Here is a 17,363-nt window from a genome sequence, read left to right as displayed (position 1 = left end):
ATGTTTGGGAGCAGTGCGATGAATGGCAGCCTGTTGAAAGAAGCCTGTCCCTGCACGGCGGATGACGGCCCGCTGAGCGGCCCTGCCAATGCGGTGGACCGGGCGACAGGAGCGGCCATCGCACAGTTGTCCAGTGGCCTCTCTCCCGCCTCGGTTGGTGCCGCCTTCGGCGACTGGGCAACCCATCTCGCTATCTCGCCTGGCCGACAAATGCATCTCGCCGCCAAGGCCGCGCGCAAGATCACCCGGCTGGCCGACTATGCCCGACAGGTCGCGACGGGAAATGGCGCTATCGCGCCCTGTATCCAGCCTTTGCCCCAGGACCATCGTTTCGACGATCCGGCCTGGCAAAGCTGGCCCTTCAACCTGATCCACCAGGCCTTCCTGCTCAACCAGCAATGGTGGGACCAGGCCTGCTGTTCGGTGGGCGGCGTCACCCAGCGCCATGAGGACATGGTGCGCTTCTCGGTGCGCCAGATGCTCGACATGATGGCGCCGTCCAATTTCATCGCCACCAATCCGGTCATTCAGCGCCGCATTGCGGAGACAGGCGGCCAGTGCCTTTCGGATGGCTTCGCCAATCTGTTCGATGACATGCGGCGCACCCTGGCGCGTGAGCGCCCCGCCGGGGCCGAAGCCTTTCGCCCTGGTATCGAGGTTGCCGCCACACCCGGCGAAATCATCTATCGCAATCACCTGATCGAGTTGATCCAGTACCGCCCAGCCACCGAAACGGTCCATTCCGAACCGTTGCTGATCGTCCCGGCCTGGATCATGAAATTTTACATTCTCGACCTCAGCCCGGAAAATTCGCTGGTGCGCTGGCTGGTCGGTCAGGGGTTCACCGTCTTCATGATCTCCTGGCGCAATCCGGGCGAAGAGGATCGCGGCATCTCTTTCGACGACTATCGCCGCCTGGGCGTGATGCCGGCGCTGGACGCCGTCGCCGCGATCACTGGTTCTCCCAGGATCCATGCGGTGGGCTATTGTCTCGGGGGGACTCTGCTTGCGATCACGGCGGCGGCGATGGCACGCGACGGCGATAATCGTTTTGCCAGCATGACGCTCTTTGCCGCCCAGACCGAGTTCAGTGAGCCGGGCGAACTCGGGCTCTTCATCGACGCCGCGCAAATCCATTTTCTCGAGAATCTGATGTGGACGCAAGGCTATCTCGACAGCTGGCAGATGGGTGGCGCGTTCCAGATGCTGCGATCCAACGACCTGCTCTGGTCGCGGATGATCCGTGACTATCTCATGGGTGACGCCGAGCCGATGAATGATCTCATGGCGTGGAATAGCGACGGCACGCGGCTCCCGCTTGCGATGCACTCCCAGTATCTGCGCGAACTCTTCCTCGACGACGATCTGGCTGAAGGCCGCTACATGGTCGAGGGCAGGTCGATCGCGCTCAGCGACATTCGCGTACCGATCTTCGCGGTGGGGACCGAATGGGACCATGTCGCGCCCTGGCGATCAGTGTTCAAGATTCATCTCCTGACCGAAACCGAGGTCACCTTCCTGCTGGCGAGCGGTGGCCATAACGCCGGCATCGTCTCGGAACCCGGGCATTCCGGCCAGCATTTCCAGATGATGACCCATGCGGGGGCCGGAGGGCATGTCGATCCGGAAAGCTGGGTCGCACAGGCGGAACGACATGACGGGTCTTGGTGGCCGGGATGGGGGCGGTGGCTGGCATCGCATGCGGGCCTATGTTCATCGCCCCCTGCGCTGGGCGCACCCGACAAAGGCTTTGCGTGCCTTGACATGGCGCCCGGAACCTATGTCCTCGAACATTGAGAACAGCGCACCGCCGAGTGCCGGGGGATGGCGGCGCTGGTTCTTCAGCCTGGTGCTTGTGGCGGCGCTGGCCGGCGCAATTCTGCGGTTCGGGGATATCAAGCGTTTCGCGCTGCTGGTGCAGCATGCCGAGCCCGGATGGCTGGCTTTGGCCGTCATGTTTCAGCTGTCCACCTATGCAAGCGTGGCCGGGGGCTGGTCGGCGGTGCTCGGGCACGCGGGTACGCCGCGACCGCTGCTACAGCTGATGCGGGTCGCGGTAACGAAACTTTTCGCCGATCAGGCCCTGCCGAGTGCGGGCATGGGCGGCAATGTGCTGCTCGTCGACCAGCTCCGGCACCTCGGAATCCCGCGTGGCACCGCCGTGGCGACACTGCTTCTGTCCATGATCGGCTTTTATGCCGCCTACGCGCTGTTCGCGCTCGTGATGCTCATACTGCTCTGGCTGCACGATCGGGCGACACCTTTGATGGCGGGACTTGTGACCCTGTTTCTGGCCGTAGCGATCGCCATTCCCGGGCTCGCCCTGTGGTTGCGACACCGGGGAAGCAAGCCCTTGCCACCAAGGGTCGAGAAAATCGGACTCATCCGATCGCTGCTCGAGACGGCGGCGCAGGCACCCGCCGAACTGCTCAATGACAAGTCGCTGCTCGCCCGTGTCGCGGCCTGTAACGCACTGATCTTTTTCGCAGACGCCGGCACATTTTTCGCCTGTCTTCACGCGCTGGGGCAAAGCGTGTCGTTCGGCACCGCCTTTATCGCGCTGGTCATGGCGTCGATCGTCGTGACGCTTGGCCCCATTCCGCTCGGGCTGGGGAGTTTTGAAGCGGCGTCCACCGCCACGCTCCACCTGCTCGGCGTTCCCCTTGAAGCCGCGTTCGCCGGAACCATGCTCCTGCGCCTGCTGACGCTCTGGCTTCCTCTGGTGCCGGGACTGGTGCTGATGCGCGGTGCCCTTGGTGCCCGGCCTCGCCAAGGCCGAAGAGTGCGTCAAGTCAGCCCTGGCGCGCCGCGACGTCCCCCTCGACATTCCCGACAAGCAGATGCTCGACCTAAATGATCATCTCTTGCGCGCAACGAAGATCGGTCGGCGGTGCGAGCGGATGAACAGGAATTCAAGTTCGGCAACCTCGATATGGCGCAGGTCATGCCCGGACGCCGCTGCGCCCCTGGTATAGCTTTCGGCGAGCGCGTGAACGAACCGTCCGAGGTCCGGATCGGGGTAGCCGTCGATGATCGCGAGATGTTTCGGGCTCACGATGCCCCTGCTGCGGGCACAAGCACCCGCCGGACGATCCGCACGGTGGGATCATCAGGGTCGGCCATGGCCGTGAAGCCCATCTCGCGCTCCATGCGGATCGCGGCGTCATGGTCGGCGCATTCGATCGCCTCCACAGTGCCGATGCCTTCCGCCTTCGCATAGCGTAGGACATATTCGAACAGGGTCCAGCTCAGGCCCTTCTTCTTCATGTCCGCTCGCGTCGTCAGCGCCACTTCGGCGCGTGTGCGGTCGGGATCGGCAGCCAGCATCGCGGTCGCGATCACGGTCTTGCGGTCTTCGTCGAACGCCAGGAAGCTGATCGTCCGGCGATAGTCCACCCGCGTCATCATCGCGAGCCGGTCATGATCGACGATGCTCAGGCCCGTTAGGAAACGGAAGCGCAGATCCTCGGGCGAAACATGCGCGAAGAAGTCCGCAAGAAGCGCTTCGTCATCGGCGCGCACCGGGCGCACGAAGAAACTGAGACCATTCTGGGTCGCGAGGGTGGACGCCCATTCCATCGGCGCCGGTCGCAGGACGAGGCGCGAGACCGTCTGCGGCTCGGCCGTGATGCGGATGCGTGCGTCAAGCGCGATCACGCCATTCGCGTCGATCAATAGCGGATTGATGTCGAGTTCGACGATATCCGGGAGATCGACCGTGATGGCGGACAGGGCATCCAATGCTGCGGCGAGCGCGTCGATATTTGCGGCGGGCTCGCCGCGGTAGCCGGCGAGCAGTTTCGAGATGCGGGTCCGGCCAATCAAAGCACGCGCCTGCGCGTCGTCGATCGGCGGCAGCGCCAGCACTTTGTCGGCCAGAATCTCGACCGCGGTGCCGCCGGCGCCCACCATCACCAGGGGACCGAAAGTGGGGTCGGTCGCGATCCCCAGGATCATTTCATGGGGATGGGCGCGCTCGCACATCTCCTCGACGGCATATCCCAGGATATGGGCCTCGGGATGCTCGCGCGTGATCCGCATTTCCATCGCGCAGGCCGCAGCGGATGCGGCCTTGTGGTCCGGCAATCCCAGCACGACGCCGCCCACATCCGACTTATGGCTGATGTCAGGCGAGACGATCTTCACGGCGAAGGGCGGATTGAGCCATGCACAGGCTTCGTCGACAGCCTCCACCACTGCTGCGAAGCGGGTGCGAACCGTGGGAATATTATAGGCGCCAAGCAGCGCCTTGGCCTCGATCTCGGTCATCGCGGTCCGTTTCTCGGCGCGGACATGCGCGATGATCCGCCTGGCCTCGGCAATGTCCGGCGTCAGCTCCCGCGTGGCTGCCGGGGCGTCGGTCAGGGCAAGACGCGCGCGCCGAGCTGCGAGCAGGTAACCGAAGGCGCGCACCGCATCGTCCGGCGTCGCGAAGATCGGAATCCCGGCATCGGCCATGCTTTCCCGCACGGATGCCGCATTGGCATCACCCAGCCAGCAGGCGAGGACTGGCTTGTCGCCATGGGCTGCGGTGGTGACCTCGCTCGTAATGGCGCGCGCGATGTCCATCGCCTGGGTGGTGCCGGTCGGGCAGTTCATGACGAGCAGGGCATCGACCGCGTCATCATGCAGGACCGCCCGGATGGCATCGCGATAGCGATCGGGACCGGCGTCGCCGATCACATCGACGGGATTGTCGTGCGACCAGCCCCGGGGCAGGCGGGCATCGAGGGTCGCGAGCGTGGCCGGTGCGAGCGTGGCCAGCTTCGCGCCCGCACCGGCCAGCGCATCGACGGCAAGGATTCCGGCGCCGCCGCCATTGGTGACGATGCCCAGGCGATCACCCGCTGTCCGACGGGAGGTACACAGGATTTCGGCCGCGTCGAACAACTCGGTCAACGTGTCGACCAGGACGATGCCCGCGCGCTCGAAGGCGGCGCGGTAGACGTCATAGGAGCCTGCGAGCGCGCCGGTGTGCGAAAAGGCAGCTTTGGCTGCTTCTGGCGATCGACCCGCCTTGATCGCGATCACCGGCTTCATGCGCGCCGCGGCACGGGCAGCCGACAGGAACTTTGCGGCATCGGTGACACCCTCGACGTAGAGGAGAATGGCATCGGTCGCCGGATCGACCGCGAAGAGATCGACCAGATCGCCGAGATCGACGTCCGCCATGTCACCGGCCGACACGATGCCGGAAAAGCCGACGCCACGCATGTCCGCCCAATCGAGGATCGCGGTCACCAGCGCGCCGCTTTGCGAGATCAGGGCAAGCCTGCCCGGTTTGGCGGGGGTGCGCGCGAATGTGGCGTCCAGCCGGACGTGCGGCGCGATGATCCCGAGGCAGTTCGGTCCGACGACACGCAGCAGGTGCGGGCGTGCCGCATCAAGCATGGCCTGGCGCAGGCCGTTTCCCGCGGTGATGCTGGCGGAGAGAACCACGGCGCATCGGGTGCCGAGGGCGCCGAGATCGGCGATGATCCCGGGCACGGTCTCGCCCGGTGTCATGACGATCGCGAGGTCGGGTGCTTGCCCAAGCGCGCCGACCGACGGCGCCCATTGGACGCCGCTTCGATCAAGACGGTGCGGATTGACCGCATAGACCGGGCCGGTGAAACCGCGCGCCAACACATTGTCGAGCACGATCGCGCCGAGCGTGCCGGCCTGCCCCGAGGCGCCGATGAGTGCGAGGCTCTTCGGGCGGAGGAGCGCGGACAGGTTGCGAATGGTCATGGCGCCTCACTGGAATGAAAGCTGTGCGGCCGATCTGCTCGACGCCTTTACGGGATGCCGCGGGAGCCGATCGCGGACCATTAGTAGATTCCCGCATAGGGAGCGGGACTGCGGCGCGATAGTCGATGAGGGCAAACCCCTACGTCCAACTCCCGATTGATCGAAAGGCTCGCACCATTCCGCTACACCCAGATTCAGGCTATGCTGGCCGCGTAACAACGCGTGCGCGTGAAGCTGGACGGCGCCCCTCCAACGTTGAGCCCGCACGGATTGGAGCCGTGCGCCCTATGCCGAGCCGTGAAAGTCCTTTTGCCATCCGTGTCGCCATGGCCCTGGCGATCGTGGCGGTCACCGCTGGCCTGCGCTACGCGATGGCCCCCTGGGTGGGCGACCGGGCCGCCCTTTTTCCCTTCGCTCTCTCGCTGATGATCGCGGCCGTCTGGACAGGTGCGCGACCCACCATGATCGCCGCGCTCCCGGCCCTGGGCTTCGGCATTCACTTTGCCGATCATCGAGGCTTCACGCATGACGAAGTCGTGGAGGCGGGGCTTTTCGTGGCAGTGCTTGGCGCGATCATCCTGATTGCCTGGAGACTTGATGGACTGCGGATGCATGCCTTCATGCGCACCCGGGAATTGGATATCCGGGCCGCGAAAGCGAGCGAAATCGCCGAGGAGATCGGCTTGCTGATCGATGGCGCACAGGGTCACGCCATCTACCTGCTCGACCCTGATGGCCGGGTAACGATCTGGAACAAGGGCGCTGAACGGCTGAAGGGCTGGTCAGAGGACGAAGTCCTCGGACATCCTATGTCGATATTCTATCCAAAGGATGCTGTCGCCGCAGGAAAGCCCGGGCACGACCTCGCCCTGGCGGCTTCGGAGGGCAAATTTGAAGAGGAAGATTGGAGGGTTCGAAAAGACGGATCCGAGTTTCTGGCGAGCGTCTCGATCACCGCGCTCCGCAACGAGGACGGCAGCTTGAGAGGCTTTTCCAAGATCGTATCCGACATCACGGATCGGCGGGCCGCCGAGGACGCGGTCCGCGCGCGGGAAAGCCATCTTCGCTCCATCCTTTCCACCGTGCCCGATGCCATGATCGTCATCGACGACCAGGGCTCGATCGTCTCGTTCAGCGCCGCGGCGGAACGGTTGTTCGGCTATGCCGAGGCCGAAGTCGTCGGCAGCAATGTTAGCCGTCTGATGCCCTCGCCCGATCGGGAACGGCATGACGGCTATATCCGCCGCTATCTCGCGACCGGCGAGAAACGCATTATCGGTATCGGGCGCGTCGTGTTCGCCGAACGGCGCGATGGCTCGACCTTTCCGATGGAGCTGTCGATCGGCGAGGCGACCGGCGCGGACAAGCTCTTCACCGGCTTCATCCGCGATCTGACCGAACGGCGGCAAACCGAACAACGGCTCGAGACGCTCCAGTCCGAACTCATCCATGTTTCGCGCGTGAGCGCGATGGGGACGATGGCCTCGACACTCGCCCACGAACTCAACCAGCCGATCACCGCCGTCGCCAATTATGTCGAGGGCATCCGGGATCTGCTCGCCAACCCCGACCCGGCCGACCTGCCGATGATCCGGGAGGCGCTGAACGACACTGCCAGCGAGGCCCTGCGCGCCGGTCACATCGTCCGGCGACTGCGCGACTTTGTTGCGCGGGGCGAGGTGGAAAAGACGATCGAGAAACTGCCGGCGCTGATCAACGAGGCGGCCGTCCTCGGCCTTCTGGGCGCGAGAGAGAAAGGGGTGGAACCGCAGTTCGACCTCGATCCCTATGCGTCCCCCGTGCTGGTCGACAAGGTCCAGATCCAGCAGGTTCTGATCAATCTCATCCGCAACGCGGTCGAAGCGATGGCGGATTGTCCCATGCGCAAGCTCACCGTCACCAGCAGAGCCGATCAACCAGGCTTCGTGCGCGTGACGGTGGCCGACACCGGCACCGGCGTGGCGCCGGATATTGCCCGGCAACTGTTCGCTGCCTTTGTCAGCTCGAAGAGCGAGGGCATGGGCCTGGGACTCTCGATCTGCCGGACCATTGTTGAGGCTAATGGCGGACGCATCTGGATGGAGCCGCGTAATGGCGGCGGGACCGAATTTCACTTCACACTCATGCGCGCACAAACGGAGGAGGGGTATGACAGATAGAAAATTGATTCATATCGTCGACGATGAGGAGGCCATCCGCCGATCGGCGAGCTTCATGCTCAAGACATCGGGATATGCGGTCGAAACCTGGTCTTCGGGAGTGGCTTTCCTCAAGGAAGTCCGGCATGCCGAGCATGGATGCGTGTTGCTCGATGTTCGCATGCCCGAGATCGATGGGCTGGAGGTCCAGAAGAGTCTGGTCGAGCGCGGCGTCACCATGCCCGTGATCATCCTGACCGGCCATGGCGACGTGTCGATCGCGGTCCGCGCCATGAAGATGGGGGCGGTCGAGTTCATCGAAAAGCCCTTTGAGAAAGCAGTTCTCGTCGGCGCGATCGAGGCGGCATTCGAACGGATCGCAGCCGCCGATGGGGCGAGCGCGCGGGCGGCCGATGCACGAATGATTCTTGGTGCCCTGACCCCGCGCGAGCGGGATGTGCTGGAGGGCCTGGCTCAGGGTCTGCCGAACAAGACGATTGCCTATGACCTCGGCATTTCCCCGCGAACAGTCGAGGTGCATCGCGCCAACCTCATGACCAAGCTCGACGTGCGTAGCCTTTCCGATGCGCTGCGGATCGCCTTTGCCGCGGGTATGGGCGTCTGACCTGGGACCAATACGTAACGACCGCCGCCGCCTTCGCTGTCATCCAGTTGCCATTTGAAGGGTCTGGATCACATGGACGCAGCTACCGGTGCTTTGCGGGCCGCGCAGCCGAAGATTCTCCTCCTGGAGGATGACGCGGGTGTTCGTCGGTCTCTTCAACTTCTCCTCCAGGCGCAGGGCTTTGAGGTCCGGGCATATGCCGCCAGCGCGGCCCTGCTTGCCGACGAAACCGCAAGGGATGCGGCGTGCCTTGTTGCGGATTACCGCGTGGAGGATATCGACGGCATTGCGGTTCTCATGCGCCTGCGCGCGAAGAATTGGACTGGTCCGGCAATCCTGATTACGGCCTTCTCGTCGCAAGACCTGCGGGAACGCGCCACCTCGGCCGGATACGCCGTAGTGCTGGAAAAGCCGCTGAGGCAACATGTGCTGGTCGAGACGATATCGCGACTCGCCGCCCACCGGCGGGCAAGCGAGATATGAGCGACGCTTCAGGGGAAAATGCGTACCGCGATCGGCGGCGGGGCATTTCGGTCGCGAGCCTTTCTGCCCGGGAGCGCGACGTTCTGGGTGGTATCGTCCGGGGACTGACGAACAAGGAAATCGGGATCGAACTGGGCATCAGCCATCGCACCGTCGAGATCCACCGGGCAAGGCTCATGCGCAAGCTTGACGTAAAGACCCTCGCGGCGCTCCTTGCGATCGCTTTGGCCGAACGCGACACGCTGCCGAAGCCGGCCCGGAACGTGCCTGCGTAACATTCCGTATATCCGCTGCCGCCGAGTCCGGTCAGGAATCCCGCCGTTCCTTTTGAAATCATGTTGGAGATCCAGCCATGGCCCAGAACGAGAATATCGACGCCCAGCCTGACCGTCGTGGCGCAACCGCCTTCTTTCCCGTCGCGGGCATCGTCCCTAACGTCGCGAAGATGCTGTTAGTCGTGCCCCACTTCCAGGCGGCCATGCTGAAGGCGGCCATCGGCCAGCAGCGCGAAGCTATCGCGTTCATGGGCCAGCGTTGCGACGAAGAACTGAAGCTTGTCGACAGCATCGGTTCCGCCACCTCGATCACGGACGTCTATTCCGCATGCCTGGGTTTCTGTCAGGAAACGGCCGGGCAATATGCGGCGGAAGCCGGAAAGGTCGCCGAACTGACGTCGCGCAATGCCATGGAAGCGGTACGCGCCGTTCAGCAAGAGGCAGCGAAGGTCGCTCCGATGCACCCCCCGCGGGAGGCCGCCTGACGGGAACCGGGCGATCCCGACGTCAGACCTTGTCGACGTAGATCAATCGCCCCGATCCAAGCGTTGCGAGGATCTCCTCGAGATTGTCCTGCGCGACTGCCAGGCACCCCTCGCTCCGGCCAAGCTTGCCGACCTCGGCGGCGAGCGCCGGGGTCACATAGCTGGCCGCGTGGATCACGATGGCGCGCGCTTCCGCGTTGCTGTTGCCGGGGTCGAGACCCATGAGCCGTCGCGATCGGCCATGCTTGCCGATATAGAGGTCGCCGGTGAGATAGGCGCCGGCCGACGACGCCTGTGATCCGGGCGCGTTGGAGAAGTGCTCGAGCCAGCCGCTGTGATCCGGATCGGAGCCGCGGCCATGCGCGACGAGCAATGCGCGCTGGCGGCCGCTCAGCAGGTCGATGATGTGAAAGCGCGGCAGGCGCGAGGGCGCGCTGAAATCGACGACTGCCATGCGGTCGCGATTGCCGACGACCGTGCCATGCCGGTCCAATGCAATCCTGGCGCGCCGGATCAGGGCCTTGGGGGCTTCCGGGATATCGATGACCGCCTTGGCAATCGATGGCGCACAGAAGAAGGCACCTGCCGTGAAAGCACAAAAATGTCGCCGCGAGACCAAATGCGAACCGAACTTTCTTTTAGTATCCGTGATGCCTGAACCTACAGATTCGCGCCGATCTGCGGCAGGTCCGTACAAACCCTTATAGTTCACCGTGCCGTTTCTGCCGACGAGAGCGCCATGAAACGGATATTGCTCTTGCTGTTCGCTGGTCTGCTGGTCGCATCGACGCCAGCGACGCCCCCCCACTGGACACGCCATCAGGTCGAGCGGCTGATCGAATGGATGGCGGCCGCCGACGCCGAGGGGCTTGGGGCCGTCACAGCCGACGTGCCCGCAGTGCGCGCTGCCTTGACGAACGCCGACGAGGCCAGCCTTGATGCGGTTGCTACCGCCGCGGCCGTCCGTCTTCTCACCGCCCATCGGCAAGGCTGTTGCAACGCCGCGCTTCGGTCAGGCTGGCACATATCCGAAGATCGTGTCCGGCCCGACGTGCATGAAGCGGTGACGGCTGCCGTCGCGCAGGATCAACTCGATCAACTATTCGAAAGTGCCCGGCCATTGCATCCCTTCTACGATTCGCTGAGGCGAGCCTATGCGCAGGAGCGGAACCCGGCGCGGCGCGCGACGCTCGCCGCCAACCTCGACCGCTGGCGCTGGATGCCGCGCGATCTCGGCGCCCGCTATTTGCTCGTCAACACGGCCGCCTTCGAAGCGACATTATGGCAGGGCCGCGAAATGATCGGCCGCTGGGCCGTGGTCGTCGGCAAGACGAAATCTCCCACGCCCGTATTTCGGGCGCAGGTGACGGGCGTGACGTTCAACCCCTGGTGGGAAATTCCGCCGCGCATCGCCGCCGAAAGCATTGCCGGCATGATCGCAGCGCGCCCGACAGAAGCGGCACGCAAAGGCTATGTCCTGCAGAATGGCCGCTATCGCCAGCGGCCAGGACTGGGCAACGCGCTGGGCCGGATGAAGCTGGCAATGCCGAACGGGTACAATGTCTATCTGCACGATACGCCGGCGCAAGCCTTGTTCGCGCGTGACGTGCGCGCCTACAGCCATGGCTGCGTTCGCGTCGGTGATGCGCTTGGACTGGCGACCGCGCTGTTGTCGCTGCAAGACGACTGGGATCGCGCCCGGGTCGACGCCCTCGTCGCATCGGGTCGCACCAGCACTGTGCCGCTGGTGCCACCCATGCCCGTCTACATTGCGTATTTCACGGCTGAACCGGACGGTGCGGGAGGGATACGACTATTTCCCGACATCTATCATCGCGATCGTGGAGCGTCCGCACCGGGCGGCGACGGTACCTGCAGTCGATAGACGGTGCGTTGCTCCTGCCCGCAATCGCATCCTGCCACTATCTCGATCCGATTGGCGGTGAGATCCGGTAGAACCCGTAATGTGCCGCCGCACCGTCCTTGCCAAACGGGTTTCGGGTGCCGACCCGACGAAGCATGGCAGCACGCACCCCTGACGGAAGGGACACGCATGGCCACCGATCACTTTTCGCCGGTGGAACATCCGCCGGGACTCACCGCGATCGAAGCCCGGCAGCGGCTCATTGCCCAGGGGGCCAACGAGCTTCCGCGCTCGGGGCGCCGCACCGTGCCGCATATTCTGGCCGATGTCGTTCGCGAGCCGATGCTGACCCTGCTGCTGGCGGGTGGTCTGGCCTACCTGCTGCTCGGCAATCTGGGCGAGGCGCTTATCCTTCTGGCGTTCGCGACCTTCTCTGTGGCGCTCACCGTCATCCAGGAAAGCCGCACCGAGCACGTCCTCGAAGCGCTGCGCGACCTGTCCGCGCCGCGCGCGCTGGTGATCCGTGACGGCGCCCGCATCCGCATTGCCGGGCGTGAAGTCGTGCAGGGAGATTTGCTGCTCCTCGAGCAGGGTGACCGTGTTGCCGCGGATGCGGTGCTGATGGCGGCGGACGACCTTCAGGCCGACGAGTCGCTCCTGACCGGGGAATCTGTGCCGGTCCGCAAGATGGCGGTCGCCAAGGGGAAGGAAAACCCGGCGCGACGGCCGGGCGGCGAGGATCAGCCGCTGGTCTACTCGGGTTCGCTCATCACGAGGGGTTCGGGTCTTGCGGAAGTGATCGCGACCGGGCCGCGCAGCGAGATCGGCAGGATCGGCCAATCGCTGTTCACGCTGGATGTCGAACCGCCGCGTCTGCGCCGCGAGACCGCACGCATCGTCCGGCTCTGCGCCATCGGCGGTGGCGGCGTCGCCTTACTCGTCGTCCTGCTCTTCGGCCTTCTGCGCGGCGGCTGGATCGATGCCCTGCTGGCCGGCATCGCGATCGGCATGTCGATGCTGCCTGAAGAGTTTCCGGTAGTCCTGACCGTCTTCCTTGCCATGGGCGCCTGGCGGATCGCGCAGGCAGGCGTCCTTACCCGGCGAGCGGCGGCAATCGAAACGCTCGGTTCGGCCACCATCCTCTGCACCGACAAGACCGGGACGTTGACTGAGAACCGCATGGCGGTGGCGGTGCTCTGGCTGGCCTCGGGAAAGACCGTTCGTGTCGATCGCGGCGGCACATTCGCTCCGGCGTTCCAGGACCTGCTGGAGACCAGCATCCTGGCGAGCGCGCCGGTCCCTGTCGATCCGATGGAGGTCGCCTTCCATGACCTGGGTGCAGCCATCCCCACTCTGGCGGAACGCCGCGCCCGGCTCCGTCTGGTGCACAGTTATGGACTGCGCCCCGAACTGCTGGCGATGTCGAATATCTGGCAAACGCCCGCCACCGGGGAGACGTGCACGATCGCGGCGAAGGGTGCCCCCGAAGCGATTGCGGCGCTGTGCCGGCTGCCGCCGGCCGAGAGCGAGCGCCTCAAGGCGGCGGTCGACGCCATGGCCGAACAGGGCATGCGGGTTCTGGGCATCGCGACGGCGTCGACCCTCGGCGAAGGGCCGTGGCCGGATTCCCAGCGCGACCATGACTTCGCGCTGGTCGGCCTGGTTGGTCTCGCCGACCCCCTGCGCTCCAGCGTGCCGTCCGCGGTAGCCGAATGCCGGAGCGCCGGCATCAAGGTGGTCATGATCACCGGCGACTATGCCGCCACCGCACGGTCGATCGCAGCCCAGGCGGGCATTATCGACGGCGAGGTGCTCACCGGAACCGAACTTGCCGCTCTGGATGACGCTCAACTCGCCGAGCGGCTGGGAGGCGTAACCGTCTTCGCGCGGATCATGCCCGAACAGAAGCTTCGGCTGATCGCCGCATATAAGGCGGCAGGCGAGATTGTCGCGATGACCGGCGACGGAGTCAATGATGCGCCATCGCTCAAGGCGGCGCATATCGGCATCGCCATGGGCAAGCGCGGCACCGATGTCGCCCGCGAGGCCGCGGCGATCATACTGCTCGACGACGATTTCGGGACGATCGTTAAGGCCGTGGGACTCGGTCGGCGAATCTACGACAATATCCGCAAGGCAATGGCCTTCATCTTCGCCGTGCATGTGCCGATCGCGGGGCTGGCATTGCTGCCGCTTGCCGTCGGCCTGCCGATCCTGTTCGGCCCGATCCATATCGCCTTGCTCGAGATGATCATCGATCCGGTCTGTGCGCTCGTCTTCGAGGCGGAGCGCGAGGAGCCTGATCTGATGCGGCGGCGGCCCCGCCATCCCGACGAGCGACTCTTCTCGCTGCCCATGATCGCCGCGAGTCTGTTCCAGGGCGGGTTGGCGTTCGCGCTGCTCGCCACGATCTTTCTCGGCGCAAGCTATGCCGGCATGGCCGAAACCGATGCGCGCGGGCTGACTTTCTTCTCGCTCGTCGGCGCGATCATGGCGCTGATCCTCGTCAACCGGTCGTTCGATACCTCGCTGGTGCGCGCGCTGGTCCGGGGCAACAGGGCTCTGGGCTATGTGGCCGGCATAGTGATCGCGGTTGCCGGCATCATTCTGGCGGTTCCCGCAATCCGGGCATTGCTGCGCTTCGGCCCGCTCCACGGCCCGGATCTTGCGATTGCCGCGGGCTCGGCGGTCGCACTCATGCTCGTGCTCGAAGCCGGCAAGCTGATCCTTCTTCGCCACGACCTGCGCTGGCACTGTCAAAGCAAACGGCAGCGCGGTATCGGTGGGCATGAGCAAGCCCGCCGGTAACCCGTTTCGCTACTTCAACTCGTCGCCCGAGGTGATCCGGCTCGTGGTCATGATGTACGTGCGCTTCCCTCTATCGCTGCGGAATGTCGAAGACCTGCTGTTCGAACGCGGCATCGACATCGGCCACGAGACAGTGCGGCTGTGGTGGAACAGGTTCGGGCCGCTGTTTGCCGGAGACATTCGCCGGCAGCGGGTCAGCCGGATGAAAGGCTTCCGCCACTGGCAATGGCACCTCGATGAGATGTACGTGAAGATCGATGGCGAGATGGTCTATCTCTGGCGCGCCGTCGATCATGAAGGCGAGGTTCTTGAGAGCTATGTCACAAAAACCCGTGATAAAAGGGCAGCGCTGGCTTTCATGAAGAAGGCGCTGCGGCGCCATGGATCGCCTGAAACAGTGACCACCGACGGCCTGCGATCCTTCGGTGCCACGCTCAATGAACTCGGCATCCGTGATCGGCAGGAGATCGGTCGTTGGGCCAACAACAGGGTCGAAAATAGTCACCAACCCCTGCGAAGAAGGGAGCGAGCGATGCTTAGGTTCAGGCGAATGAAGGCGCTGCAGAAATTCGCTTCCGTGCATGCCAGCTTCCACAATCACTTCTCTCTCGAACGCCACCTCACCGATCGGAAGACCTACAAGGAGAGACGCTCGGCCACCCAGGCCGAGTGGCAGTCTCCCATGGCATAGCCTCCTCCCCTCCAGGCCCGAAATGCATCCAGTGGAGACGGTAGACTGACAGAACCCTCTGGCCTGGTCTATTGCGGCTGCTGTGGCGGTCCTTATTCCCTTCGCGGGCAGGGGCGGTTTGCCTGTTCGAACCATGTTGATACGAAAAGCTGCGCGAACGGGCATAGCATCACGCGCGAAAAGCTGGAAGCGCGCGTCCTTGATGGTCTGCGCGATCGCATGATGACCCCCGATATCGCCGCAGAGGCCATTCGGACCTATGCCGAGGAGAGCAACCGCATCAACTGCCAGCGCCGCGCGTCAGAAATGGCCGATCAAGCCGACCTGCAGAAAGTCCTCAAGGCGATCAAGGGCCTCGTGACACTCGCAAAGGAAGGCAAGGGCACACGCGCGCTTGTCGATGAGCTTTTGGAGCTGGAAGCCCAAGAGGATGCAAGCGGCCCCTGCTGACGTGCCTGACATCCATCCCAACATCTCCGAGATTTATCGGCGCAAGGTGGAACGACTGACGCACGCACTATCGCAGCCGGAGGAGCGCCAGGAAGCCGCAGATGCGTTGCGGGCACTGATCGAGCGGATCGAGCGGATCGAGCTTACGCCCGGCGCGAAGCGCGGTGAGGTCAACGCCATGCTCTACGGCGAGTTTGGCAGGATCCTGGAGTGGATCGAACAGCGTCGATTGGCCGAGAATGCACGAAGCCCCGGCGCTTTCGCGTCGGGGCTTTGTGGAATGTCGGTTTATTGGTTGCGGGGGCAGGATTTGAACCTGCGACCTTCAGGTTATGAGCCTGACGAGCTACCGGGCTGCTCCACCCCGCGACACCGAAGCAAAAAGGGCGGCCGTATTTTACGGGCCGCCCTTTTAGGATGTGAATGGGTTTTGTTTGAACAAAGCGCGAGCTTCAATGCCTGGCGACGCCCTACTCTTCCGGGGCTTGAGCCACAGTACCATCGGCGCAGTCAGGTTTCACGGCCGAGTTCGGGATGGGATCGGGTGGGTCACTGACGCTATGGTCACCAAGCAATGGAGCTGGCGCTTTGTTTTGGGTTTAATCGATGTCCGTGCACGTTTGTATGTGTGTGTTGATATCTGGGCTGGCTTAACAAGCCGCCATGTTTCGACAGTTTCAAGGCTGTCGTTGATGGTGGGACTCTATGATCCATATGGATCACTTAAGCGCGAACAGAGCAATTAGGATCGGTTAGCTCCATGCGTTACCGCACTTCCACATCCGACCTATCAACGTCGTGGTCTACGACGGCTCGATGAAATCTTATCTTGAGGGAGGCTTCCCGCTTAGATGCTTTCAGCGGTTATCCCGTCCATACATAGCTACCCAGCTGCGCTCTTGGCAGAACGACTGGTACACCAGAGGTATGTTCAACCCGGTCCTCTCGTACTAGGGTCAACTCCTCTCAAATTTCGACGCCCACGGCAGATAGGGACCAAACTGTCTCGCGACGTTCTGAACCCAGCTCACGTACCACTTTAATTGGCGAACAGCCAAACCCTTGGGACCTGCTCCAGCCCCAGGATGTGATGAGCCGACATCGAGGTGCCAAACGATTCCGTCGATATGAGCTCTTGGGAATCATCAGCCTGTTATCCCCGGCGTACCTTTTATCCGTTGAGCGATGGCCCTTCCACGAGGGACCACCGGATCACTATGACCGACTTTCGTCTCTGCTCGACTTGTCAGTCTCGCAGTCAGGCGGGCTTATGCCATTGCACTCTAACAGACGGTTTCCAACCGTCCTGAGCCCACCATCGCGCGCCTCCGTTACTCTTTAGGAGGCGACCGCCCCAGTCAAACTACCCACCACAGAGGGTCCCTGTACCGGATAACGGTACGAGGTTAGACATCAGAAAACAGCAGGGTGGTATTTCACCTATGGCTCCACATCATCTGGCGACAATGCTTCAAAGCCTCCCACCTATGCTACACAGCTCTTTCCTAATGCCACTCTGAAGTTGCAGTAAAGGTGCACGGGGTCTTTCCGTCTAACCGCGGGTACTCCGCATCTTCACGGAGAATTCAATTTCGCTGAGCATATCCTGGAGACAGTGGGGAAGTCGTTACGCCATTCGTGCAGGTCGGAACTTACCCGACAAGGAATTTCGCTACCTTAGGACCGTTATAGTTACGGCCGCCGTTTACCTGGGCTTCAATTCAGAGCTTGCACTCCTCCTCTTAACCTTCAGGCACCGGGCAGGCGTCAGGCCCTATACGTCGTCTTGAAGCCGACTTAGCAGAGCCCTGTGT

Annotated in this window: 14 protein-coding genes, 1 tRNA gene, 2 rRNA genes and 1 pseudogene (1 of these 18 cut by a window edge); 12 read left to right on the top strand and 6 right to left on the bottom strand. The window is 63.5% G+C overall.

Annotated features, from left to right (window positions below):
• The first annotated feature begins 18 nt into the window (after positions 1-18).
• Positions 19-1,797 carry an alpha/beta fold hydrolase gene (locus tag MOK15_RS20590; protein ID WP_242933801.1) on the top strand — a complete coding sequence of 593 codons (1,779 nt, stop codon included), beginning with the start codon at positions 19-21 and terminating at the stop codon, positions 1,795-1,797.
• Positions 1,781-2,857: a lysylphosphatidylglycerol synthase transmembrane domain-containing protein gene (locus tag MOK15_RS20585; protein ID WP_242933544.1), complete on the top strand. Its 1,077-nt coding sequence runs from the start codon at positions 1,781-1,783 to the stop codon at positions 2,855-2,857. Before MOK15_RS20590 ends, MOK15_RS20585 begins: the two co-directional genes overlap by 17 nt.
• Here MOK15_RS20585 and MOK15_RS20580 read toward each other — a convergent pair whose 3' ends face one another.
• Both MOK15_RS20580 and MOK15_RS20575 read right to left on the bottom strand, forming a co-directional pair.
• Positions 2,858-3,055, bottom strand: coding sequence for a hypothetical protein (locus MOK15_RS20580; RefSeq protein WP_242933543.1), 198 nt, complete (start codon positions 3,053-3,055; stop codon positions 2,858-2,860).
• Complete coding sequence (locus MOK15_RS20575) at positions 3,052-5,730, bottom strand: bifunctional acetate--CoA ligase family protein/GNAT family N-acetyltransferase (RefSeq protein WP_242933542.1); 2,679 nt, start codon at positions 5,728-5,730, stop codon at positions 3,052-3,054. Before MOK15_RS20575 ends, MOK15_RS20580 begins: the two co-directional genes overlap by 4 nt.
• A gap of 326 nt (positions 5,731-6,056) precedes the next feature.
• Between MOK15_RS20575 and MOK15_RS20570 the strand changes: the two genes are divergently transcribed.
• The 5 genes from MOK15_RS20570 (at position 6,057) to MOK15_RS20550 (ending at position 9,736) form a co-directional block, all read left to right on the top strand.
• Positions 6,057-7,889 (top strand): PAS domain S-box protein, encoded by a 1,833-nt coding sequence (locus MOK15_RS20570; RefSeq protein ID WP_242933541.1) that lies wholly within the window; start codon positions 6,057-6,059, stop codon positions 7,887-7,889.
• Positions 7,879-8,493 (top strand): response regulator, encoded by a 615-nt coding sequence (locus tag MOK15_RS20565; protein ID WP_242933540.1) that lies wholly within the window; start codon positions 7,879-7,881, stop codon positions 8,491-8,493. Before MOK15_RS20570 ends, MOK15_RS20565 begins: the two co-directional genes overlap by 11 nt.
• Before the next feature lie 72 nt (positions 8,494-8,565).
• Positions 8,566-8,976, top strand: coding sequence for a response regulator (locus MOK15_RS20560; protein ID WP_242933539.1), 411 nt, complete (start codon positions 8,566-8,568; stop codon positions 8,974-8,976).
• Positions 8,973-9,251, top strand: a complete 279-nt coding sequence (locus tag MOK15_RS20555; RefSeq protein WP_242933538.1) for a LuxR C-terminal-related transcriptional regulator — start codon at positions 8,973-8,975, stop codon at positions 9,249-9,251. The genes MOK15_RS20560 and MOK15_RS20555 overlap by 4 nt, the downstream gene beginning before the upstream one ends.
• Before the next feature lie 77 nt (positions 9,252-9,328).
• On the top strand, positions 9,329-9,736 hold the full coding sequence (locus MOK15_RS20550) for a hypothetical protein (RefSeq protein ID WP_242933537.1): 408 nt from the start codon (positions 9,329-9,331) through the stop codon (positions 9,734-9,736).
• A gap of 22 nt (positions 9,737-9,758) precedes the next feature.
• Here the strand turns inward: MOK15_RS20550 and MOK15_RS22045 are convergent, their stop codons facing one another.
• On the bottom strand, positions 9,759-10,190 hold the full coding sequence (locus tag MOK15_RS22045) for a murein L,D-transpeptidase catalytic domain family protein (protein ID WP_242933536.1): 432 nt from the start codon (positions 10,188-10,190) through the stop codon (positions 9,759-9,761).
• Between the two features lie 285 nt (positions 10,191-10,475).
• On the opposite strand from MOK15_RS22045, the gene MOK15_RS20540 reads away from it, so the two are divergent.
• From MOK15_RS20540 to MOK15_RS20520, 5 genes and pseudogenes are all read left to right on the top strand, one after another.
• Positions 10,476-11,621 carry a L,D-transpeptidase family protein gene (locus MOK15_RS20540; protein WP_347567239.1) on the top strand — a complete coding sequence of 382 codons (1,146 nt, stop codon included), beginning with the start codon at positions 10,476-10,478 and terminating at the stop codon, positions 11,619-11,621.
• A gap of 168 nt (positions 11,622-11,789) precedes the next feature.
• Positions 11,790-14,408: a cation-translocating P-type ATPase gene (locus MOK15_RS20535; RefSeq protein ID WP_242933535.1), complete on the top strand. Its 2,619-nt coding sequence runs from the start codon at positions 11,790-11,792 to the stop codon at positions 14,406-14,408.
• Positions 14,389-15,099 carry an IS6 family transposase gene (locus MOK15_RS20530; RefSeq protein WP_242933534.1) on the top strand — a complete coding sequence of 237 codons (711 nt, stop codon included), beginning with the start codon at positions 14,389-14,391 and terminating at the stop codon, positions 15,097-15,099. Before MOK15_RS20535 ends, MOK15_RS20530 begins: the two co-directional genes overlap by 20 nt.
• A 45-nt stretch (positions 15,100-15,144) precedes the next feature.
• A pseudogene (locus MOK15_RS21945) lies at positions 15,145-15,300 on the top strand (zinc ribbon domain-containing protein); the annotation flags it as partial.
• A gap of 18 nt (positions 15,301-15,318) precedes the next feature.
• Complete coding sequence (locus MOK15_RS20520; RefSeq protein ID WP_242933533.1) at positions 15,319-15,549, top strand: hypothetical protein; 231 nt, start codon at positions 15,319-15,321, stop codon at positions 15,547-15,549.
• 292 nt (positions 15,550-15,841) lie between these two features.
• Here MOK15_RS20520 and MOK15_RS20515 read toward each other — a convergent pair.
• From MOK15_RS20515 to MOK15_RS20505, 3 genes are all read right to left on the bottom strand, one after another.
• A tRNA-Met gene (locus MOK15_RS20515) sits at positions 15,842-15,918 on the bottom strand.
• 88 nt (positions 15,919-16,006) lie between these two features.
• A 5S ribosomal RNA gene (gene rrf / locus MOK15_RS20510) occupies positions 16,007-16,121 on the bottom strand.
• Between the two features lie 151 nt (positions 16,122-16,272).
• A 23S ribosomal RNA gene (locus MOK15_RS20505) occupies positions 16,273-17,363 on the bottom strand (it continues 1,700 nt past the right edge of the window).

Source organism: Sphingobium sp. BYY-5, assembly GCF_022758885.1.
In the GTDB taxonomy this organism is placed as follows: Bacteria; Pseudomonadota; Alphaproteobacteria; order Sphingomonadales; family Sphingomonadaceae; genus Sphingobium.
The sequence above is the reverse complement of the archived record's forward strand: the minus strand, read 5'-3'. Positions and strand labels throughout refer to the sequence as shown.